Raw genomic sequence first — 19,994 nt, 5'->3', positions numbered from 1 at the left:
CCCCGTCCTGCCGTACGCGTCAGCCGACGCAGATGACGAGGAGGCAGAGCTGCTGGTCGGAGCGGTCCGGCCGGGTGGGCTGATTCGGCTCCGTCGTCCCGGTCGTGGGCGGTGTGGTCGGGGCGGTCGCGGCGGGCTGGGTGGCCTGCTCCGGCTCGTCGGCGACGGCGGGCGGCGGAGCGGAGGGCAGGAGGGTGGCCGGCCGGTCGGCGGACGGGGCGACGGAGGGGGCCTTGGGCGCGGCGGGCGTCGCGGCGCGGTGGGCGTCCCGCTCGGTGTGCCCGGGGGCCGTCGCCGGGGGCGGGGTGTCGCGGTCCCGCGCGGAGTCGGCGGCGACGGACGGAGGCGTGGACGGCTGCCCGGCGGACGGGGTGTCGGGCGTGGGTTCGTGCGACGGCGTCCGCTGGTCCGGCGAGGTGGTGGGGAGTTCCTGCGGGGCGGACGCGGCGAGGGCGCGGCCGGAGCCCTCGCGCTCCAGCGCGGCGACGGTCAGGCCGCCGCCGACGAGGGCGAAGGCCGTGGCCACGACGGCACGGCGCCGGCTCTTCTGCCACCGCGCCCGCTGCCGGCGTCGCGCGGCCCGCCCGTCCGGGGCAGCGGCGTCGGCCGCCTCCTCGACATCACCGGACGCGGGCGTCGGGGGCGGTGGCGCGGGCGATGCGCTCGCGAACGCGGTGTCCCACGTCGGATCGGCGCTCGCGGCCGACGGCAGCACGATGTTCGGCGCGATGTCGGGCGCGTAGGCGCCGCAGCCGGGGCAGACGAGGGCACCGTTGAGGTGCCGACGACACGCGGAGCAGTAGTCCATCTGCGTCTTCCTGAGTCGACTCCGCCGTCGGCCGACGCACCGGCCACGACCTGATCACGTTCGCGAGTGGAACCGAACGGTCAGCAACGCTAGCCAGATGATCGGAAGAGTCTGTGCAGCCCCTGTGACGCTCCTGAGCGGATTCTCGTCAGCCGCCGGGACGCCAACTCTCCCTACCCGCACGTTACTTACTGGTAGGCGTGAGCGCCAGTACGCGGGCGAGGGCCTCGCCCACGGGCCCGGCGTGGCCGGGAACGTGCCGGGAGGCCCACGCCACGGCGCTGTCGAGGAACGCGGTGAGATCACGCTCGGCGCCGGCCAGGAGTCGGCGGAGTTCGACGGCCGGGACCTCGACGACGGGGCTGTCGGCCTGCTCGACGTCGAGGGTCAACCGCACCGTCTCACCGAGCCGTTGAGCGGTGGGATCGGGATCGTGGCCGAGCCAGGGGCTTCCGTCACCGAACACGTCGTACCACTCCCGCCAGTCCTCCAGTCCGCTGCAGCACCCGGGACGAGGGCGATGCCCGTGGACGTGTCGGTGACCCGCAGACCGCCGGACGCGAACGGAGTGTCGAACGTGAGCAGACCGTGCAGGAAGGACCCCACGGGGTCGGCGGGCCGCGGCGGCCGCTCGTCCCCGTCGACACCGGGATCGAGGTCGTTGCACGCGGCGACGAGCATCACCGCCGTACCGATCTCGGCCTCGGACATCCCCCCACCGAGCGGCAGGAAGCCGTACGCCCGGTCGGCGACGACGGGCCACAGCGGGAAGGCGGCGCGGCTCGGATCCTCCAGCACCGGATGCATCACGATCACCCCGGAAGTGTCCCGCGCCCCCGTGCACTTCGCGACCGGATAGCGGGACGCGTCACCGCCCCCCTGATACCCTGCGATCTTCGCCGGTCGCCCGGACGGAGTCCCCCGGCAGGTCTTCATGTCGCGCTTCGAGCAGAAGCTCATGACCGCTCTCGACACCCTGGATCACGCCTTCGCCTCGGAAGAGCCGTTCCCCGTCACGGGCTGTACGTACTGCTACGGCGAGCGGGGCCTGGCCGAGCTCTCCGGCCCCCTGCATCTCGTCACGGATGACCTGGTGGCCTCGGTCGCGGGAGAAGGACCCGATCATTGGGACGACTTCCCGCGTCTGTACCGCCGGTTCGTCCCGCGCATCATCCGCCCGCTCGTCACCGGCCGGCTGCACGTCGAGCCGGAGCTCGTCGCCAGCCGCCTGGTGCAGGCGGGCTGGACCACCTGGGACCCGCCCCTGGCCCAGGCTCTGCGCGACGTCTGGTCCGCGTGGTGGCGGCGCACGCTGCACGTCCATCCCGGTCCGATCCCGGTCAGGGACGTACTGAGCGTCGTCACCGTCGCCACCGACCGCCTCCGCCCGTGGCTGGACACGTGGACCGAAACCGGTACCCCGGCGGCCGACGCACAGCTGGCGGACCTCGTCCGCGACGTGCTGATCGAGTTCGAGATCACCGACCTGAGCATGGGCTTCTACGACGAGTACCACGCCACCACCGAGCTGCTCGACTGGCTGCTCACCGATGTACGCGAGCGCGTCACCGACCCGCGGCTCGACGACCCGTACCTTCGGCGGAGTCCATAGGCGTCGCCACCGACGCCAGGTAGCGGGCGAACTCGTCCAGGGCCGCTGTGGCCGCCTCGTCGTCGCGGTCGACGAGCCAGGTCAGGGTCAGGCCGTCCAGGGCGCTCATGCCGTAGCGGGCGAGGACCGGGAGGGTGATCGTCCAGCGGATGCCGAGGACGCGCGCCATGGAGTCCAGGTAGTCCGTGCTGGTCGCGAGGTAGTGGCCGTACTGGCGGCGGGCCGCCTCCGCGAGGCCCGGCTGGCGGAGGGCGTACTGGGTGAGTTCGTACGTGACCTGGTGCTCGTCCGGGCGGCTGCGCACCCGGTCCCAGTAGACGTGCAGGTTGGCGCGGATCGCCTCGTACGGCGTGGTGCCCTCCGGGACCTCGCGCGGCGGGGTGAGGGTGCGTTCCATGATCCGTTCGGTGACGGACTGCAGCAGCTCCTCCTTCGAGCGGAAGCAGTAGTGGAAGGCACCCAGCGGCACCTCCGCCTCCGCGACGACCGCGCGCGTGGTCGTCCTGGCCACGCCGTCGCGGATCATGACCCGGATCGCCGCCTCGACCAGCTGCTCGCGTCGGTCGTCGGCTGACAGGCGGGGCATCTCTACGGCTCCTCGGGGCAGGGGGCTGTGGCCGTCAACGTATCCCAGGCAGCCTTACAGGAACGCGTGCCGTTCTCCGCGGTACGTCGGGACCTCGTCCACGATCCGGTCGCCCTCGACCAGGTGCAGCCGGTCCACCCGCTCGCACAGTTCGCCCGCCTTCGCGTGCCGGAACCACACCCGGTCGCCCAGCCGGAGACCGTCCGTGGCCGCGCCGGTCAGCGGGGTCTGGACCTCGCCCGCGCCCTCCGAGGGCAGCAGGCGCAGGCCCTCGGGGTACACGGGGACGGGGAGCCGGTCCCCGCCGGGTACGCCCGAGGCGATCCAGCCGCCGCCCAGCACCGTGACGTGGCGCGGCGCGGGGCGGCGTACGACGGAGAGCGCGAAGTACGCGGCGGGCAGCGGGCGGAAGCCGCGGTAGTGGTCGAACAGCACCGGGGCGTAGACCCCCGAGCCCGCCCCCAGCTCCGTGACGGCCGGCTCCGACGAGGTGGACTCCAGGCTGCCGGTCCCGCCGCCGTTCACGAACTCCAGCGGTGCGACGGCGCGCACCGCCCGGATCGCGGCGGCGCGGCGGGCCCGCAGCTCCTGCGCCGAGATCCGCTGCACGAGCCGTACGGCGGTCTGCCGCAGTCCCCCGCCGGGCCGGTTGTCGCCGAGGCCGGCGATCTGGCCCTCGTACGACATGACGCCGACGAGCCGGAGCCGCGGCCGGGCCACGACGGCCCGGGCCAGCCGCTCGGCCTGCTCGGGCGCGTGCAGCGGCGAGCGGCGCATGCCGAGGTGGACCCGGCCGCCGAGGAGCCGCAGGGAGGCGTCGAGGTCGAGGCAGATGCGAACGGGCGGGCCGGAGGGGCCGACGGCGTCGGTGATCAGGTCGAGGTGCTCGACGGAGTCGATCATGAGGGTGACGCGCGCGGCGGCCCGCTCGTCCGAGGCCAGACGGCGCAGGGCGGGCACGTCGGCGGTCGGGTAGCCGACGAGGACGTCCTCGGGGCCGTCCGAGCCGCCCGCCAGCCACAACGCCTCCGGCAGCGTGAAGGCCAGGACGCCCGCGAAGCCCGGCATGCTCAGCACGTCGTCGATCAGCGGACGGCAGCGCAGGGACTTGCTGGCAAGCCGGATCGGCTTGCCCCCGGCGCGGCGGACCATCTGGGCGGCGTTGGCCCGCAGCGCCCCCAGGTCGACCACGGCGAACGGCGGCTGGAGGCCGGCGGTGGCCGCCTGCAGCTGCGCGAACCCGGCCGGGGCGACCGGGCGCCGGGTGGCGTTCTCCGGAACGGCGCTTCCCATGGCGTACCGCCTCTCTGCGTGATGACGCGTGCTGTCCGTGACGTCCGTGATCGTTCGCTGCGCCTCGCCACCGTCGCTTGGTCAAGCGTCCAAGTCAAGAGTTCCGGACTCTTGACCGGGACACTTGACCAAGTTCAGGCTGCTCCCAACCGCCGACCGGCCGAGAGGACACCTGGCATGACGGGCACGAGCAGCATCTGGCGCAACTGGGCGGGCAACGAGGAGGCACGCCCCCGGCTCGTCCTGCGTCCGGCGAGCACCGCCGACGTGGCCGCGGCCGTGAAGGACGCGGTGGGGGACGGACTGCGGGTCAAGGCCGTCGGCGCCGGGCACTCCTTCACGGGCGCCGCCGTCGCGCCGGACGTGCAGCTGCGGCTCGACCTGCTCGACGAAGCGGTCTCGGTCGACGCGGAGTCCGGCCTGGTCACCGTCGGCGCGGGCATGCCGCTGTGGAAGCTCAACCCGCTGCTCGCCGCGCACGGCCTCGCCATGGAGATCCTCGGCGACATCGACCGGCAGACGATCTCCGGCGCGATCTCCACGGGCACGCACGGCAGCGGTACGGCGTTCGGCGGCATCGCCACGCAGGTGCGGGCCCTGGAGCTGGTCCTCGCCGACGGCTCGGTGGTGACCTGTTCCGCCACCGAGCGGCGGGAGCTGTTCGCGGCGGCCCGGATCGGCCTCGGGGCCCTCGGCGTGATCACCCGGGTGACGCTCCAGTGCGTGCCGCTGTTCGCGCTGCACGCCCGCGACACGGCGGCGCCGGTCGAGGAGACCCTCGCGCGGGCACAGGAACTCGCGGACGCCGAGGACCACTTCGAGTTCTTCTGGTTCCCGCACAGCACGACCACGCTCACCCGCCGCTTCCGGCGGCTGCCCGGCGACGCGCCGCTCGCACCGATCGGCGACTTCGCCCGCCGGCTCGACGAGACGGTGAGCGGGCTCGGCTTCGAGGCGCTCAACCGGCTCGGCACCCGCGTCCCCGCACTCGTGCCGCCGATCGCCCGGTTCGCCGCCCGCGCCATGTCGGCACGCGAGTGGACGGACCACTCCTACAAGGTCTTCGCCTCGGCGCGCGACGTCCGCTTCCACGAGGGCGAGTTCGCGATCCCGCGCGAGCACGCCGTCGACGCGCTGCGGGAGATCAAGCGCTGGGTCGACAGCACCGGCGAGCGGGTGTCGTTCCCGCTGGAGGTCCGGTTCGCCGCCGCGGACGACATCTGGCTGTCCACCGCACAGGGCCGCGCGAGCTGCTACATCGCGTTCCACCAGTACCACCGGATGCCGTACGAGCGGTACTTCCGGGCCTGCCAGGACATCCTCGGCGGGTACGGCGGCCGGCCGCACTGGGGCAAGATGCACGACCTGGACGCGGCGGCGCTGCGCCCCCGGTACGCGCACTTCGACGACTTCGTCGCCCTGCGCGACACGCACGACCCGACGGGCGTCTTCACCAACCCCTACCTGGACCGTATTCTCGGCCCGGCCCCGCAGGCGACACGGTAGCGCCGCGGTCACCACCCTCGAGGAGAACCATCGTGATCTTCCGCAGTCCCCACCCCGACGTCGCCATTCCCGATGTCACCGTGCACGAGCTGCTGTTCGGCACCATCGACGCGGCCGACCGGGACCGGGTCGCGATCGTCGACGGGCCGTCCGGGCGGGCGCTGACGTACGGGGAACTCGCCGAGCGGGTCGAGCTGTTCGCGGGGGCGCTGGCCGAGCGCGGGCTGAAGCCGGGCGAGGTCGTGGCGCTGCACGCGCCCAACTGCCCCGAGTTCGCCGTGGCGTTCCACGGCATCCTGCGTGCCGGCGGCACCGTCACCACCGTCAACGCCCTCTACACACCCCGGGAGATCGCGACGCAGCTGCGCGACTCGGGTGCCGTGCGGTACGTGACGGTGAGCCCGCTCCTGGCGGCCGCGCTCGCGGCGGCCGACGAGGTCGGGATGCCGGCCTCCGACGTGTACGCGCTCGACCCCGTCGAGGGACACGACACGCTGGGCGCGATGCTCGCGGAGGGGCGTCCGGCGCCCGAGGTGACGATCGACCCGGCGACGCATCTGGCGGTGCTGCCGTACTCCTCCGGTACGACCGGCCGCGCCAAGGGCGTGATGCTGACGCACGCCAACCTGGTGGCCAACATGTGCCAGAACGAGTACGTGCTGCCTATGTCGGCCGAGGACACGGTCCTCGCGGTGCTGCCGTTCTTCCACATCTACGGGATGAACGTGCTGCTCAACGGAACGCTCAAGGCCCGCGGCACGCTCGCCTCGCTGCCGCGCTTCGACCTCGGGGACTTCCTGCGCACGGTGCAGGAGCGGCGCTGCACGTTCCTGTACGTCGCGCCGCCGATCGCGGTGGCCCTGACGAAGCATCCGATGGCCGAGCAGTTCGACCTGTCGTCGGTGGACACGGTGGTCAGCGGCGCGGCGCCGCTGGACGAGGCGCTCGGCGACGCGCTGGCGGCCAAGCTGGGCTGCCGGATGATGCAGGGCTTCGGCATGACGGAGCTGAGCCCGGTCTCCCACCTGACCCCGGTGGACGGCTCGCTGTCGGTCGGCTCGATCGGCTTCGCCGTGCCGAACGTGGAGTTCCGGCTCGTCGACCCGGAGACCGGCGGCGAGGTCGAGGCGGTCGAGGGCGACTACAGCGGGACGGGCGAGCTGCAGGTCCGCGGGCCGAACGTGATGGCCGGGTACCTGGGCAACGCGCGGGCCACCGAGGAGACGATCCTGCCGGACGGGTTCCTGCGCACCGGCGACATCGCGCGGCTCGGGCCGCAGGGCGAGGTGTACATCGTCGACCGGCTGAAGGAGCTCATCAAGTACAAGGGCTACCAGGTGCCGCCGGCCGAGCTGGAGGCGCTGCTCCTCACCCACCCGGGCATCGTGGACGCGGTCGTCGTGGGCTACCCGGACGAGGACGCCGGCGAGGTGCCGCGGGCGTTCGTGGTGCGCCGGGAGGGCGCGGGGCTGACCGCCGACGAGGTGGTCGCGTTCGTGGCCGAGCGGGTCGCGCCGCACAAGAAGGTGCGCATCGTGGAGTTCACCGACGCCGTCCCGAAGTCGGCGGCCGGCAAGATCCTCCGCAAGGACCTCCGGACCCTGCCGCTGAGCGCCGCCGAGGCGTAACACGGGCTCCGGCGAACGGAGTTGACGGAGTAGAGCGGAGCGGCTCAAAAACCTGACACAGTCGCCCCGCGGGCCGACCGGCGGCCTCCTCGGGTGGACACAATCCGAGCCATGCGTGCTGCCTACATCGCGCAGTTCGGGCCGCCGGAGGTCATCCGGTACGGGGAGCTGCCGACGCCTCAGCCGGGACCCAGCGACGTGCTCGTGGACGTCGAGGTCTCGGCCGTCAACCATGTCGACACCTTCGTGCGCTCCGGAGCCTGGCGCACGCCCGTCCCGATGCCGCTGGTGGTCGGACGGGACCTCGCGGGCACCGTCGCCGCGGTGGGCCCGGGCGCGGTCGGCTTCGCCGTCGGCGACCGGGTCTGGTGCAACAGCCTCGGCTACGCCGGCCGGCAGGGCGCCGCCGCCGAGCGGGCGGTCGTGCCCGTGGACCGGCTCTACCCGCTGCCGGACGGCGTCGCCGCCGCGGAGGCGGTGGCCGTCGCCCACCCGGCGACGACCGCGTACCTGGCCCTGTTCACGCACGGCCGGCTGCGGATGGGCGAGACCGTGGTGGTGCTCGGCGCCGGCGGGAACGTGGGCAGCGCCCTGGTCCTGATGGCGGCGCTGGCGGGCGCGCGGGTGATCGCGGTGGCCGGCGCGCGCAGCGCGGAGGACGTCCGCAGGCTCGGGGCGGCGGAGTTCGTCGACTACCGGGACCCGGACGTCACCGGGCGCATCAAGGAGCTGGCGCCGAAGGGCGTCGACATGTTCGTCGACACCTCCGCGCGCAACGACCTGTCCGAGGCCGTGGACGTGCTGGCGCGGCGCGCCCGGATCGTCCTGCTCTCGGGCCTGACCACCCGTCCGGAGCTGCCGGCCGGTCCGCTGTACACCAAGGACTGCTCGATCGTCGGCTTCGCGATCTCGCAGGCGTCGATCGACGAGCTGGCGGAGGCGGCGGCGGGGCTCAACCGGCTGCTGGCCTCGGGGCGGTTGCGCCCGCCGGCGGTCGAGCCGATGCCGCTGAGCGAGGCGGCGGAGGCCCACCGGCTCGTCGAGTCCGGCAAGGCGACCGGGAAGGTCGTCCTCTTCACCCGCTGACCCCGCGGACGACCTCGCCGCGACGCCGCGGCGCAGCAAGGAAATCACCGACACTCACACCGAGGGGATGTGCTCGCGATGATCCTGCAGCGCATAGGTAACAAGGGCATACGCCTGGCAACACTCTTCGACAGGGCCGCCGCGAAACACCCCGCGAGCCCCGTGGTCCTCGACCACGACCTCGACATCGCCCCCGAACTCGGCCGGCGTCCGACGCTCACCGAAGTGGCCGCTCTGATCGCCGACTTCGGCGCCCGACTGTGGGCGGCCGGGGTCCGCCCCGGCAACCGGGTCGTGGTCCACAAGACCAACGGCTTCGACATCACCCTGCTCGCCTGCGCCGTCAACCGGGTCGGCGCGGTACCGGTGCTGCTGTCCCCGAAGCTCGACGGCGACACCGTGGCCGAGCTGCTGCGCCGCGTGGACCAGCCGTATCTGATCACGGACGAGGCCAAGCTCGCCGAGGACCTGCCGGCCGAGGTGCTGAAGCTGTCCGTGAAGACGCTCCTCACCTCGGGCGCGTACGAGGGCACGACCACGTTCGCCTCGCTGGCGGGCTCGCCGCGCGTCGCGCCGGTCGTCATGCCGGCCGACCACCCGACGCTGATCACCCACACGTCCGGCACGACCGGCGTGCCGAAGCTGGCCGTGCACACGGGCCGCACCTTCCAGTCGCGCTACCGCCCGCAGGGCACGGTGGCCAAGCTGGTCGGCCCGAACGAGCCGGTCGCGATCCACGTCTCGTTCGTGCACTCCCGGATGTTCACCGCGCTGCCGATCTCGATCCTGCAGGGCCACCCGGTGATCATCCTGAAGGAGGACGAGCCGGAGGTCGTCGGCGAGCTGTTCAGCCAGATCCCACCGGGCCTGATCGAGGCGCACCCGAACACCTTCATGCGCTGGGAGGAGCTGGTCGACGACCCGCGCCGGCCGCTGGCGAAGGTGAAGTACTTCAGCTCCACCTTCGACGCGATCCACCCGCGCACCGTGCACGCGCTGCTCGGTGCCTCGCGCCGCAAGGGCGCGCTGTTCATCCAGATGTACGGACAGAGCGAGGTCGGACCGATCGCCGGCCGCACCTACAGCCACAAGCGGGGTGCGGAGGCCGACGGCCGCTGCGTGGGTTCGCCGTTCCCGGGCATGACGGGCGTCCGTGTGGTCAGCCGGGACGGCAAGCCGGTGTCGAAGTCCAACCCGGGCTTCATCGAGGTCCGCAGCGACGGCCGCATCGTCACGTACCTGGGCGAGCACGAGCGCTGGGCGAAGCAGGTCAATGACGGCTGGTGGCGGATGGGCGACCTCGGCTACCGCACCAAGTGGGGCTGTCTGCACCTGCTCGACCGCGAGGTGGACCGGATCGACGGCATCGACAGCACGCTGGAGATCGAGGACAAGCTGTTCGCCCGGCTGCCCGAGCTGACCGAGGCGATCATCGTGCCCGGTCCGGACGGGCGCGCGGTGCCGGTCGTCTCCACGAAGGACGACAAGCCGATCGACCCGGTGGCCTGGCGCGCCGCGGTCGCGGACCTGCCGGCGCTGGCGGAGCCGGTGCTGTACCGGCTCGAGGACCTGCCGCAGACCGCCACCACCAAGATCAAGCGCCTGGAGCTGATCCGGCAGCTGGAGGCCCTGCAGCAGGGCTGAGCCGGCACACACAGCGAAGTCCGGCCGGGCGCCCGAGGCCCCGGCCGGACTTCGGCGTGTTCAGCCGGCGGCGTGGGCCGTCTGCCGGATCGCGGGGAGGTCTCCGTAGAGGTTGTTGCCGGGGCATTCCGTCGGGTAGCCGTCGCGGTGGCCGGAGATCCTGTTGAGAAGGACCTTCTGCCCGTTGGTGTAGAGGCCGTTGCTCGCGCCCGAGGTCAGCGTGACGGTCCCGGCGGGGTCGTACCCGCGCAGGCGCAGCTTCCAGGCGGCGACCCGGGCGACGGCGTTCCGCGCGGCGGCCTCGGTGGTGGCGGTGCTGTAGTTGCCGAGCACCGAGATGCCGGTGGTGTCGGTGTTGAACCCGTAGGTGTGCGCGCCCTGGACCGGCCGGTCGATGCCGCCGGAGCGGCCCTCGAAGACGGTGCCGCACTTGTCGACGAGGAAGTGGTAGCCGATGTCCCGCCAGCCCTGGCTCTGCACGTGGTAGAGGAAGATCCCGCGGACCAGGGAGGCCGACTGGCCGCAGTCGTACGCGTTGGTGCCGGCCGTGTGGTGGACGAAGACGGCCTTGACCTCCTGGGTGTACACCGGGGAGCCCGCCAGGGACTCGTCGGCGCCCCATCCCGCGCGTGAGGTGACCGGCGGCGGCCCCGTCTCGGTCGGCGCCTCGGTCTCGGGGACCGCCTCCGGGGTCGGCGAGGGCAGCTCCGGGTCGCCCGGGTCGACGAGTTCCACCCGCAGTCCGGCGGGCAGCCGGTCGCCGGTGGCCCGGAACTGGACGCCGTCGGAGGCCCCGGTCCACAGCGGCTGCGCCCCGGCGCGTACGCCGTCGGCGACGCCCTCGCGGCCGGACTCGGGCACACGGGCGTCGGTGTCGAGGGTGCGCCAGGTGCTCCACAGGCCGGTGCGCGCGTCGCGGGTGCGGATCCGGGCGGTGCCCTCCAGCGTCACCCCGGGGTCGTCCCAGGTGAGGCCGATCATGCTGAAGGGTCCGGTGCTGCGCGCGGGCAGGGCTCGGGAGCCCGGGTCGGCGCCGGTGGGAACGGGGACCGAGTGGACGGACCCGGGGCGGCCGGGCGGCTGGCCGGCCGGGCTCTTGGTGGCGGTGGCGGTGGTCGCCGCGGACAGGGACAGGAGGGCCGCCGCGGCCCCCACCACCGCGGTCGCCGCGGTCAGGGTGCGTGCATGTGCCATGGGTACTCGGTGCTCCCGGTGCGAGTGCGAGGCGTCGCACGGCTCTGTACCGGGCCGACGATCCGAGAAAACCTATAACCCGCCTAAAGCGGGACATTGCCCTACGATCGGCCGCATCCGGCGGGCGGGCGCGACCTTCGTCACGGAACGGCGTTCCCCGACTCGCTGGCATCGTGGCACTGAGTGTGTTTTGCTGAGGGTACTCAGTGCCAAAAGCCACGCTGAAGCCGTGTTTGTAGGGAGAACGCCAGGATGGGCAAGGACTTCGACCTGTACCGGCCGTCCGAGGAGCACGACATGCTCCGCGAGACGGTCCGTTCGCTCGCGGAGGCGAAGATCGCTCCGTTCGCCGCGGCCGTGGACGAGGAGGGCCGGTTCCCGCAGGAGGCCCTGGACGCGCTGGTCGCGGCCGACCTGCACGCGGTCCACGTCCCCGAGACCTACGGCGGCGCCGGCGCCGACGCCCTCGCCACGGTCATCGTGATCGAGGAGGTCGCCCGCGCCTGCTGCTCCTCCTCGCTGATCCCGGCGGTGAACAAGCTCGGCTCGATGCCGGTGATCCTCTCCGGCTCCGAGGAGCTCAAGCACAAGTACCTGGGCCCCCTGGCCAAGGGCGACGGCATGTTCTCGTACTGCCTGTCCGAGCCGGACGCCGGTTCGGACGCGGCGGGCATGAAGACCCGCGCGGTGCGTGACGGCGACTACTGGGTGCTGAACGGCGTGAAGCGCTGGATCACCAACGCCGGCGTCTCCGAGTACTACACGGTCATGGCCGTCACCGACCCGGAGAAGCGCTCCAAGGGCATCTCCGCGTTCGTGGTGGAGAAGGGCGACGAGGGCGTCTCCTTCGGCGCCCCGGAGAAGAAGCTCGGCATCAAGGGCTCCCCGACCCGCGAGGTCTACCTCGACAACGTCCGCATCCCCGCCGACCGCATGATCGGCGCCGAGGGCACCGGCTTCCAGACGGCGATGAAGACCCTGGACCACACCCGCGTCACCATCGCCGCGCAGGCCATCGGTGTCGCGCAGGGCGCCCTGGACTACGCCAAGGGCTACGTCAAGGAGCGCAAGCAGTTCGGCAAGCCGATCGCGGACTTCCAGGGCGTGCAGTTCATGCTCGCCGACATGGCCATGAAGCTCGAGGCCGCCCGCCAGCTCACCTACGCCGCCGCGGCCAAGTCCGAGCGCGTCGACGGCGACCTCACCTTCTTCGGCGCCGCCGCCAAGTGCTACGCCTCCGACGTCGCCATGGAGGTCACCACCGACGCCGTCCAGCTCCTCGGCGGCTACGGCTACACCCGCGACTACCCCGTCGAGCGCATGATGCGCGACGCCAAGATCACCCAGATCTACGAGGGCACCAACCAGGTCCAGCGCATCGTCATGGCCCGCAACCTCCCGTAACCCACCGCCTCTTGAAAGGAGCCAGGCCGTGACCCTCAGGATCGCTGTCTGCGTGAAGTACGTACCGGACGCCACCGGCGACCGCGGTTTCGCCGACGACCTGACCACCGACCGCGAGGCGGTCGACGGTCTGCTGTCCGAGCTCGACGAGTACGCGGTCGAGCAGGCGCTGCGGATCTCGGAAGAGGCCGACGACGCCGAGGTCACCGTGATCACGGTCGGCCCGGACGACGCCAAGGACGCGCTGCGCAAGGCGCTTTCGATGGGCGCCGACAAGGGCGTCCACGTCAACGACGACGACATCCACGGCTCGGACGTCTTCGGTACCTCCGCCATCGTCGCGAAGGCCCTGGAGAAGACCGGCTTCGACCTGATCGTCTGTGGCATGGCGTCCACCGACGGCACCATGGGCGTACTGCCGGCACTGCTCGCCGAGCGGCTGAACCTGCCTCAGGTCACGCTGCTCTCCGAGGTCTCCGTCGAGGGTGGCGTGGTGAAGGGCCGTCGCGACGGCGACGCCGCCACCGAGCTGCTCGAGGCCCCGCTGCCGGCCGTCGTGTCGGTCACCGACCAGTCCGGCGAGGCCCGTTACCCCTCCTTCAAGGGGATCATGGCCGCCAAGAAGAAGCCGGTCGAGGAACTCGACCTGGACGACCTGGACATCGACGCCGACGAGGTCGGCCTCGCCGGGTCCTGGACCCTGGTCGACTCGGCGACCCCGCGCCCGGCGCGTACGCAGGGCACGATCGTCACGGACGAGGGCGACGGCGGCAAGCAGCTGGCCGCGTTCCTCACCACCCAGAAGTTCATCTGACCGCACCGCTGTTCACTGTTTCAGGAGCAATGAATCATGGCTGAGATCCTGGTTCTCGTGGACCACGCCGACGGTGCGGTCCGCAAGCCGGCCCTCGAACTGCTGACCCTGGCCCGCCGCATCGGCGAGCCCAGCGCCGTCGTCCTCGGCGCGGGCGACGCCGCCGCGTCGGTCGCCGCCACCGCCGCCGAGTACGGCGCCGCCACCGTGTACGTCGCGGACGGCCCGGAGTTCGCCGAGCAGCTCGTCGTGCCGAAGGTCGACGCGCTCGCCCAGATCGCCAAGGACAAGGGCGCCGCGGCCGTCCTGGTCACCTCGTCCGGCGAGGGCAAGGAGGTCGCGGCGCGCGTGGCGCTGCGCCTCGAGTCGGGTCTGATCACCGACGCCGTGGAGCTGGAGGCCGGCGAGAACGGCCCGGTCGCCACCCAGTCCGTCTTCGCCGCCTCGTACCAGGTGAAGTCGACGGTCTCGCACGGCGCGCCGGTCATCACCGTCAAGCCGAACTCCGCCGCACCCGAGGCCGCTCCGGCCGCCGGCACGGTGGAGAACGTCACCGTGGCCTTCACCGGCAACGCCGCGAAGGTCGTCTCGCGCACCGCGCGGGTCTCCTCCGGCCGCCCGGAGCTGACCGAGTCCGCCATCGTGGTCTCCGGCGGCCGCGGTGTCGGCGCCGCCGAGGGCTTCGAGGTCGTCGAGAAGCTCGCCGACTCGCTCGGCGCGGCCGTCGGCGCCTCGCGCGCCGCGGTGGACGCGGGCTGGTACCCGCACTCGAACCAGGTCGGCCAGACCGGCAAGCAGGTCTCGCCGCAGCTGTACGTCGCGGCGGGCATCTCCGGCGCGATCCAGCACCGCGCGGGCATGCAGACCTCGAAGACGATCGTCGCGGTCAACAAGGACCCGGAGGCCCCGATCTTCGACCTGGTCGACTACGGCGTGGTGGGCGACCTGTTCGAGGTGCTGCCGCAGCTGACGGACGAGATCGGTACGCGCTGACGGTCTCACGTACGAGAGAGCCGGCCGGGGCCCTGGGCCCCGGCCGGCTCTCTCGTCGTGCGGTCCGTTTTCAGATCCAGCCGTCGAGCGGGACCTCTTCGCAGAGCCGGACGACCGGCTCGGTGCCGGGGCGCGCGGAGGCGGCGGCGAGCTTCACCCGGACACCGGGGCGTACCGCGTGCAGCGGGCCGTCGACACGGCAGCGCACCACGAAGCCCTCGGTCATGTGGACGGGCCACAGATCCGCCTCGGCCGCGGAGACGCCGCGGCGGACGGAGACGATGCCCTCGCCCGTGCTGAGTTCGGGGGTGAGGTCGGTCGACCCACAGGTCGGGCAGAGCAGGCGCTGGAAGGTGGTGTTCTGACACCACTGACAGCGCTGGAAGTAGAGGTCCGAACCGGCTACCGGCTCGTCGGTCCGGGTGGCGGTCCCGTTCCTGAATCCCGTGTGGAACACGATGCCTTCTCCTTGCACTCGACGGCTCGACTGTGCATGGAGCAAAGATATGGCACTGAGTGCCACGAAAGAAAGCACTCAGTTCCCTCTGTTATCAATTCTCAGCCGGATTCGGCGGCCCTCAGCCGTCGCCGAGGCTCGACTCCATCTCGCGCACCACGCGCCACATCGGGGTGTTGCGCCGGGTGATGACCACGACGACGTCCTCGTCGGCCCGGTCCGCCGGGTCCTCGGCGCCCGCGCCGGCCGGGTTCCAGGTGTCGCGGACGAACTGCAGCGCCCGGTCCACCTCGGCGAGCGGGTCGCCCTGGCCGCCGGAGCGCAGCCAGGAGCGGAGCACGTGGTTGTGGGCGGCGACCACGGCGGCGGCGACGACATTGGCGCGCAGCGTGCCGTCGCGGCGGTCGGCGAAGCGGGTGCGCAGGTAGTCGCCGAGGGTCTTCTCGTACCGCCAGACCACCGAGAGCTCGTAGGTGCGCAGCCCGGTCACCTCGCGGGTGAGCCGGTAGCGCTGGACGGAGAAGGTGGGGTTGTCCGCGTACATCCGCATGACCTGGCGGGTGGCGTCGCAGACCCGGACCAGCGGGTCGTCGGTGTCGGCGCTGGCGGCGAGGAACTCCTGCATCTGCGCCAGGGCCTGCTCGTGGTCGGGGAAGACCACGTCCTCCTTCGACGGGAAGTACCGGAAGAAGGACCGCCGGCCGACCCCCGCGGTCTTCACGATGTCGTCGACCGTGGTCTGCTCGTAGCCGCGCTCGAGGAAGAGCTGGAAGGCCGCCGCGACGAGGGCGTCGCGCATCGGGGACTTTGCGGGGCTGGTGCTCATGCCCCGAACCTAACACTCAGACCCCTCGCGCGGCGGCACTTGGTGCCACGCTGGGATCAGCGTGCGGACATGCGCAGGGCGCCGTCCATCCGGATCGTCTCGCCGTTCAGGTAGTCGTGCTCGGCGACCATCGTGACGAGCTTCGCGTACTCGGCCGGCTCCGCGAGGCGCTGCGGGAAGGTGACGCCCGCGGCGAGACCGGCGCGGATCTCGTCGCTGAACCCGGCCATCATCGGCGTGTCGACGATGCCGGGGGCGATGGTGACCACCCGGATGCCGTACTGGGCGAGGTCACGGGCCGCGGTGATGGTCATGCCGGCGACGCCCGCCTTGGAGGCGGCGTACGCGATCTGGCCGACCTGGCCCTCGAAGGCGGCGATGGACGCCGTGTTGACGACGAGGCCGCGCTGCCCGTGCGCGTCCGGCTCCGCCTTCGCGATGGCCTCGGCGGCCAGCCGCATCACGTTGAAGGTGCCGAGCAGGTTGACGTCCAGGACCGTACGGAACAGGTCCAGGTCGTGCGGGCCCTTGCGGCCCAGCACGCGGGCGGACGGGGCGATGCCTGCGCAGTTGACGGCGAGCCGCAGCTCCGCGCCGTCGGCCTCGATCCGCGCGAGCGCCTCGCGGACCGGGTCCTCCCGGGTGACGTCGGCGGCCAGCAGGGTGACACCGTCGGGCTGCGGCCCGGCCGCGTCGACCGCCTTGTCCAGGTCCAGGCCGTAGACGGTGGCGCCGCGGGCGGCGAGAGCGGCTGCGGTGGCGGCGCCGAGGCCCGACGCCGCGCCGGTGACGAGCGCGGCGGAACCGGCGATGTCCATGGAACTCCTCGAAGGCTGACTCGATGGGTGGAGTGGAGTGGTCAGGCGGCGAGCTGGCGGCTGATGACCAGCCGCTGGATCTGGTTCGTACCCTCGAAGATCTGCATGATCTTCGCCTCCCGCATGTAGCGCTCCACGGGGAAGTCGCGGGTGTAGCCGTACCCGCCCAGGACCTGGACCGCGTCGGTCGTCACCTTCATGGCGGTGTCGGTGGCGATCAGCTTGGCCGCGCTGGCCTGGCGGCTGAAGGGGCGGCCGAGGTCGCGGCGGCGGGCCGCGTCGAGGTACGTGGCGCGGGCGGAGTCGACGGCGGCGGCCATGTCGGCGAGCAGGAAACCGAGGCCCTGGTGGTCGATGATCTTCCGGCCGAAGGTGGTGCGCTCGTTGGCGTACGCGACGGCGGCGCTCAGCGCGGCCTGGGCGAGGCCGGTGGCGCAGGCGGCGATGCCGAGGCGACCGTTGTCCAGGGCGCTGAAGGCGATCTGCAGGCCCTGGCCCTCGTCGCCGATGCGCCGGTCGGCGTCGAGCAGCGCGCCGTCCCAGTGGGCGGAGGTGGTGGGCACGGCCTGGAGGCCCATCTTGCGCTCGGGCAGGCCGAAGCTCAGGCCCTCGGTCTGTCCGGGCGCGAGGAAGCAGGAGACGCCGCGGCTGCCCGGGGCGGTGCGGGCGAACAGGGCGTAGAAGCCGGCCTTGCCGCCGTGGGTGATCCACGCCTTGTTGCCGGTGATCCGGTACGCCGAGCCGTCCTCGGTGGGCTCGGCCTTGCAGGTGAGCGAGGCGGCGTCGGAGCCGGCCTGCGGCTCGGAGAGGCTGTAGCCGCCGACGGCCTCGCCGGCGAGCATCGCGGGCAGCCAGCGCTCCTTCTGCTCGGCCGTGCCGAACGAGTGCAGCGGGTGGCAGGCGAGGGTGTGCACGCTGGTGGCGACGCCGACCGCCGCCCAGCGGGCCGCGAGCTCCTCCAGGACCTGCAGGTACACCTCGTACGGCTGGCCTCCGCCGCCGTACTCCTCGGGGTAGGCGAGACCGAGCAGGCCGGCCTGCCCGAGCGTCGTGAACAGGCCCTCCGGATACGACTCGGCGGCCTCGTGCTCGTCCACACGGGGGGCGAGCTCCTTGTCGGCGATCTCCCGGGTGAGGGCGATCAGGTCCGCTGCTTCGGGGGTGGGGAGCAGGCGGTCGACGTCCATGACGACTCCAGTGGCGCAAGGGCGGCGGGTGAACCGGTACTGCGAGCGGTACCGCAGTACCGTCAAGCGTAGCGCAGACGGCCTGCGGAGTAACCCCCGGAAGGGCCTCCCGGCATACTGTTCGGGTGATCGAGACCCCCGGAGCCGACGCACCGAAGCTGACGGGCCGCGGCGCGGCCCGCCGGACCGAGCTGTTCGACGAGCTCGTGGCGCTCCTGGTGGGCGAGGGCTTCGCCCGCTTCACGCTGGACGACCTGGCGGCGCGGCTGCGCTGCTCGAAGCGGACGCTGTACGGGCTCGCCGGCAGCAAGGAGCAACTGGTCCGGGCGGCGGTCGTGCAGTTCTTCCGCCGGGCGACGACGAGGGTGGAAGCGGTCCTGGCCGCGCAGACCGAGCCGGCGAAGCGGCTGTCCGCCTATCTGCGCGCCGTCGCGGCCGAACTCGCCCCGGTGTCCCCGCAGTTCTTCGATGACGTGGCGGCCTTCGAGCCGGCCGCGGAGGTGTACGAGCGCAATACGCGCGCGGCGGCGGGCCGGGTGCAGCAGCTCATCGAGGAGGGCGTCCGCGCCGGTGTCTTCCGCGAGGTCCACGTCGCCTTCGCGGCGGACGTGATCTCCTCGGTGATGGTGCGCATCCAGCAGCGCCAGGTCGCCGCGGCCACCGGCCTCAAGGACGCCGAGGCGTACGAACAGCTCGCGGAACTGCTGCTGAGCGGGCTGCGGAAGGCCTGAGGCGAGGGCGGCGCGCTCCGGAGGGGCGGCCGAGCGGTCGGCGCGGCCGGGGGGCCGAGCGGCCGGGGCGGCGCGAGGCGGGTTCGGGCGGTGGCGTGGTCGCTCGCCGGGGCGGGCGGCGGGGGCGCGTGGCTCTCCCCTCCGCCGCCGGCAGGTGCTCGTCCGCGGGCACCTCGCCGCATCGGCCGGATGCCGCGGTCCGTCCGGGCCGCAGGCCCTAACCCGCGGCCTCCCGGAACGCCGGGTTCGCCAGGCGGACCAGTTCCAGGGCCTGCCGGGGGAACCACTCCCCCGCCGCCGGGTCGACCGTCTGCCGTTCCGGGTCCTCGGGACCCTCGGTGCCGCGCAGGCAGCGGCCGTCCGACTCGCCCGGGGTCTTGATCCACAACCGGGCGTCGTGCAGGGGGTCCCCGGTGACTGCCGTCGGCCGGGCGCCGGCGCCGCGGCCGGGCGGATTGCACCAGTCCTGCGGATCGGTGTACCTGCCGGCCGGCGCCGTCCACGGGCCGCGCCCGTTGCGGCTGGAGTCGGTGACGAAGTGTGCGGTGCCGGCGTGCCCGGCCAGCCAGGCGCGGGCCGTGTCGCGGGGCGACCGCTGGTTCGGGCAGGCCGCGGGGTCGCCGCCGTCCGCCGCGTGCGCGAGGCAGGAGGCGAGGAGGCGGCCGAACCAGGTGGTGGCGTCGTCCGTGTGGTGGTTGGAGACGTTGACCGCGAAGCCGGTCGCCCGCTCGACGCCCGCCGCGATCAGCCGCGGTGTCAGGGTGTTGACGGTGTGCCAGCCGGGGTGGCCCGCGTCGAGGTAGACCCGTACGCCGGGCAGCGGTTCCAACGCGTCGACGGCGTACCGGAGTTCGGCGTAGCGGGCGGTGGTCCTGCCGCCGGTCGCGTCGTCCTGGCCGCAGTCCGACGGCAGCAGTGCCACCGCGTCGGGCTCCAGGACGACCAGCGCGCGGTGGCCGTCGATGCCGCGGGCGACGGCGTCGATCCAGGCGCGGTACTCGGCGGTGGTGCCGGCGCCGCCGCCGGAGTAGCCGGAGCAGTCGCGGCCGGGGATGTCGTACGCGACGAGGACGGGCACGGTGCCGGCGCGGGCGGCGGCCCGGACGACCGTGCGCGCCTCCGCCTCCGTCCGCGCCGGTCCCCCGTCGCCGAGCCAGACGGCGTGCGGCGTGCGGATCATCGCGAGGAGCCCGGCCGCGTCGCGCGTCTCGCCCCTCGTCAGCAGCTCGCGGTACTGGGCGTGCGCCTCGGCCGAGGCCTCGGGTGTGTGGAACCGTACGGGTTCCTCGGCTCCGGCGGCGCCGGGCGACAGCGCGGCGGCGAGGGCGAGGCCGAGAGCGGCGATGAGGCGGCGACGACGCATGAACCGTCCTTCGGCACACGGGGCAGGGGTTCCGGAGGAACCTT

At 72.8% G+C, this 19,994-nt stretch carries 20 protein-coding genes; 9 read left to right on the top strand and 11 right to left on the bottom strand.

Translation table 11 applies throughout. The annotated features are described in order from the left end of the window. Positions 1–19: 19 nt before the first annotated feature. The 3 genes from ABZO31_RS26530 to ABZO31_RS26520 form a co-directional block, all read right to left on the bottom strand. The gene (locus tag ABZO31_RS26530; RefSeq protein ID WP_406863803.1) at positions 20–808 is read right to left on the bottom strand and encodes an SCO2400 family protein; all 789 of its coding nucleotides are present in this window, start codon (positions 806–808) and stop codon (positions 20–22) included. 184 nt (positions 809–992) lie between these two features. After that, complete coding sequence (locus tag ABZO31_RS26525) at positions 993–1,199, bottom strand: hypothetical protein (RefSeq protein ID WP_406863802.1); 207 nt, start codon at positions 1,197–1,199, stop codon at positions 993–995. Beyond that, entirely contained in the window at positions 1,196–1,624 is a 429-nt protein-coding gene (locus tag ABZO31_RS26520) for a hypothetical protein (RefSeq protein WP_406863801.1), read from the bottom strand. The genes ABZO31_RS26525 and ABZO31_RS26520 overlap by 4 nt, the downstream gene beginning before the upstream one ends. 142 nt (positions 1,625–1,766) lie before the next feature. Between ABZO31_RS26520 and ABZO31_RS26515 the strand changes: the two genes are divergently transcribed. Then, positions 1,767–2,420, top strand: a complete 654-nt coding sequence (locus ABZO31_RS26515; RefSeq protein ID WP_406863800.1) for a hypothetical protein — start codon at positions 1,767–1,769, stop codon at positions 2,418–2,420. On the opposite strand, the gene ABZO31_RS26510 is transcribed toward ABZO31_RS26515, so the two are convergent. Together ABZO31_RS26510 and ABZO31_RS26505 are read right to left on the bottom strand one after the other, a co-directional pair. After that, on the bottom strand, positions 2,374–3,006 hold the full coding sequence (locus ABZO31_RS26510) for a TetR/AcrR family transcriptional regulator (RefSeq protein ID WP_406863799.1): 633 nt from the start codon (positions 3,004–3,006) through the stop codon (positions 2,374–2,376). The genes ABZO31_RS26515 and ABZO31_RS26510 overlap by 47 nt on opposite strands. Before the next feature lie 54 nt (positions 3,007–3,060). Further along, positions 3,061–4,299, bottom strand: coding sequence for an amino acid deaminase/aldolase (locus ABZO31_RS26505; RefSeq protein WP_406863798.1), 1,239 nt, complete (start codon positions 4,297–4,299; stop codon positions 3,061–3,063). 177 nt (positions 4,300–4,476) lie between these two features. Between ABZO31_RS26505 and ABZO31_RS26500 the strand changes: the two genes are divergently transcribed. The 4 genes from ABZO31_RS26500 to ABZO31_RS26485 all read left to right on the top strand — a co-directional run bounded on the left by ABZO31_RS26500 (position 4,477) and on the right by ABZO31_RS26485 (position 10,163). After that, a complete protein-coding gene (locus ABZO31_RS26500) occupies positions 4,477–5,805 on the top strand; it encodes a D-arabinono-1,4-lactone oxidase (RefSeq protein WP_406863797.1) in 1,329 nt (442 codons plus the stop codon). A gap of 32 nt (positions 5,806–5,837) precedes the next feature. Beyond that, the gene (locus ABZO31_RS26495) at positions 5,838–7,433 is read left to right on the top strand and encodes an AMP-binding protein (RefSeq protein WP_406863796.1); all 1,596 of its coding nucleotides are present in this window, start codon (positions 5,838–5,840) and stop codon (positions 7,431–7,433) included. Positions 7,434–7,544: 111 nt separating this feature from the next. After that, positions 7,545–8,519 (top strand): NADPH:quinone reductase, encoded by a 975-nt coding sequence (locus ABZO31_RS26490; protein ID WP_406863795.1) that lies wholly within the window; start codon positions 7,545–7,547, stop codon positions 8,517–8,519. 78 nt (positions 8,520–8,597) lie between these two features. Continuing rightward, a complete protein-coding gene (locus ABZO31_RS26485; RefSeq protein WP_406863794.1) occupies positions 8,598–10,163 on the top strand; it encodes a class I adenylate-forming enzyme family protein in 1,566 nt (521 codons plus the stop codon). 60 nt (positions 10,164–10,223) lie between these two features. Here the strand turns inward: ABZO31_RS26485 and ABZO31_RS26480 are convergent, their stop codons facing one another. Next, positions 10,224–11,357 carry an N-acetylmuramoyl-L-alanine amidase gene (locus ABZO31_RS26480; protein WP_406863793.1) on the bottom strand — a complete coding sequence of 378 codons (1,134 nt, stop codon included), beginning with the start codon at positions 11,355–11,357 and terminating at the stop codon, positions 10,224–10,226. 252 nt (positions 11,358–11,609) lie between these two features. Here ABZO31_RS26480 and ABZO31_RS26475 point away from each other — a divergent pair, with 252 nt between their 5' ends. Genes ABZO31_RS26475 through ABZO31_RS26465 form a run of 3 tightly spaced genes read left to right on the top strand, consistent with a single transcriptional unit; the run spans position 11,610 to position 14,568 of the window. Beyond that, on the top strand, positions 11,610–12,761 hold the full coding sequence (locus tag ABZO31_RS26475) for an acyl-CoA dehydrogenase family protein (RefSeq protein WP_406863792.1): 1,152 nt from the start codon (positions 11,610–11,612) through the stop codon (positions 12,759–12,761). Positions 12,762–12,789: 28 nt separating this feature from the next. Beyond that, complete coding sequence (locus ABZO31_RS26470) at positions 12,790–13,575, top strand: electron transfer flavoprotein subunit beta/FixA family protein (RefSeq protein WP_406863791.1); 786 nt, start codon at positions 12,790–12,792, stop codon at positions 13,573–13,575. 36 nt (positions 13,576–13,611) lie between these two features. Further along, positions 13,612–14,568, top strand: a complete 957-nt coding sequence (locus ABZO31_RS26465) for an electron transfer flavoprotein subunit alpha/FixB family protein (protein WP_406863790.1) — start codon at positions 13,612–13,614, stop codon at positions 14,566–14,568. Between the two features lie 70 nt (positions 14,569–14,638). On the opposite strand, the gene ABZO31_RS26460 is transcribed toward ABZO31_RS26465, so the two are convergent. From ABZO31_RS26460 to ABZO31_RS26445, 4 genes are all read right to left on the bottom strand, one after another. Further along, positions 14,639–15,025 carry a hypothetical protein gene (locus ABZO31_RS26460; protein ID WP_406863789.1) on the bottom strand — a complete coding sequence of 129 codons (387 nt, stop codon included), beginning with the start codon at positions 15,023–15,025 and terminating at the stop codon, positions 14,639–14,641. 121 nt (positions 15,026–15,146) lie between these two features. Then, positions 15,147–15,851: a TetR family transcriptional regulator gene (locus ABZO31_RS26455; protein ID WP_406863788.1), complete on the bottom strand. Its 705-nt coding sequence runs from the start codon at positions 15,849–15,851 to the stop codon at positions 15,147–15,149. Positions 15,852–15,907: 56 nt separating this feature from the next. Continuing rightward, the gene (locus ABZO31_RS26450) at positions 15,908–16,669 is read right to left on the bottom strand and encodes an SDR family NAD(P)-dependent oxidoreductase (RefSeq protein ID WP_406863787.1); all 762 of its coding nucleotides are present in this window, start codon (positions 16,667–16,669) and stop codon (positions 15,908–15,910) included. A gap of 41 nt (positions 16,670–16,710) precedes the next feature. Beyond that, a complete protein-coding gene (locus tag ABZO31_RS26445) occupies positions 16,711–17,856 on the bottom strand; it encodes an acyl-CoA dehydrogenase family protein (protein WP_406863786.1) in 1,146 nt (381 codons plus the stop codon). Positions 17,857–17,981: 125 nt separating this feature from the next. Here ABZO31_RS26445 and ABZO31_RS26440 point away from each other — a divergent pair, with 125 nt between their 5' ends. Beyond that, entirely contained in the window at positions 17,982–18,587 is a 606-nt protein-coding gene (locus tag ABZO31_RS26440) for a TetR/AcrR family transcriptional regulator (protein ID WP_406863785.1), read from the top strand. 217 nt (positions 18,588–18,804) lie between these two features. On the opposite strand, the gene ABZO31_RS26435 is transcribed toward ABZO31_RS26440, so the two are convergent. Beyond that, the gene (locus tag ABZO31_RS26435) at positions 18,805–19,950 is read right to left on the bottom strand and encodes a glycoside hydrolase family 6 protein (protein ID WP_406863784.1); all 1,146 of its coding nucleotides are present in this window, start codon (positions 19,948–19,950) and stop codon (positions 18,805–18,807) included. Positions 19,951–19,994 lie beyond the last annotated feature (44 nt).

Origin of the sequence: Streptomyces solicamelliae, from assembly GCF_045348655.1 — a bacterium.
Lineage (GTDB): Bacteria > Actinomycetota > Actinomycetes > Streptomycetales > Streptomycetaceae > Streptomyces > Streptomyces solicamelliae.
Note: the sequence above shows the minus strand (reverse complement) of the source record. Positions and strands in the feature narration are given on the sequence as shown.

Excerpts from the sequence above, each read along its gene's own strand:
- ABZO31_RS26530 (WP_406863803.1), bottom strand. The coding sequence starts at position 808 with ATGGACTACTGCTCCGCGTGTCGTCGGCACCTCAACGGTGCCCTCGTC.
- ABZO31_RS26515 (WP_406863800.1), top strand. The coding sequence starts at position 1,767 with ATGACCGCTCTCGACACCCTGGATCACGCCTTCGCCTCGGAAGAGCCG.
- ABZO31_RS26510 (WP_406863799.1), bottom strand. The coding sequence starts at position 3,006 with ATGCCCCGCCTGTCAGCCGACGACCGACGCGAGCAGCTGGTCGAGGCG.
- ABZO31_RS26505 (WP_406863798.1), bottom strand. The coding sequence starts at position 4,299 with ATGGGAAGCGCCGTTCCGGAGAACGCCACCCGGCGCCCGGTCGCCCCG.
- ABZO31_RS26500 (WP_406863797.1), top strand. The coding sequence starts at position 4,477 with ATGACGGGCACGAGCAGCATCTGGCGCAACTGGGCGGGCAACGAGGAG.
- ABZO31_RS26490 (WP_406863795.1), top strand. The coding sequence starts at position 7,545 with ATGCGTGCTGCCTACATCGCGCAGTTCGGGCCGCCGGAGGTCATCCGG.
- ABZO31_RS26485 (WP_406863794.1), top strand. The coding sequence starts at position 8,598 with ATGATCCTGCAGCGCATAGGTAACAAGGGCATACGCCTGGCAACACTC.
- ABZO31_RS26480 (WP_406863793.1), bottom strand. The coding sequence starts at position 11,357 with ATGGCACATGCACGCACCCTGACCGCGGCGACCGCGGTGGTGGGGGCC.
- ABZO31_RS26475 (WP_406863792.1), top strand. The coding sequence starts at position 11,610 with ATGGGCAAGGACTTCGACCTGTACCGGCCGTCCGAGGAGCACGACATG.
- ABZO31_RS26465 (WP_406863790.1), top strand. The coding sequence starts at position 13,612 with ATGGCTGAGATCCTGGTTCTCGTGGACCACGCCGACGGTGCGGTCCGC.
- ABZO31_RS26455 (WP_406863788.1), bottom strand. The coding sequence starts at position 15,851 with ATGAGCACCAGCCCCGCAAAGTCCCCGATGCGCGACGCCCTCGTCGCG.
- ABZO31_RS26450 (WP_406863787.1), bottom strand. The coding sequence starts at position 16,669 with ATGGACATCGCCGGTTCCGCCGCGCTCGTCACCGGCGCGGCGTCGGGC.
- ABZO31_RS26445 (WP_406863786.1), bottom strand. The coding sequence starts at position 17,856 with ATGGACGTCGACCGCCTGCTCCCCACCCCCGAAGCAGCGGACCTGATC.
- ABZO31_RS26435 (WP_406863784.1), bottom strand. The coding sequence starts at position 19,950 with ATGCGTCGTCGCCGCCTCATCGCCGCTCTCGGCCTCGCCCTCGCCGCC.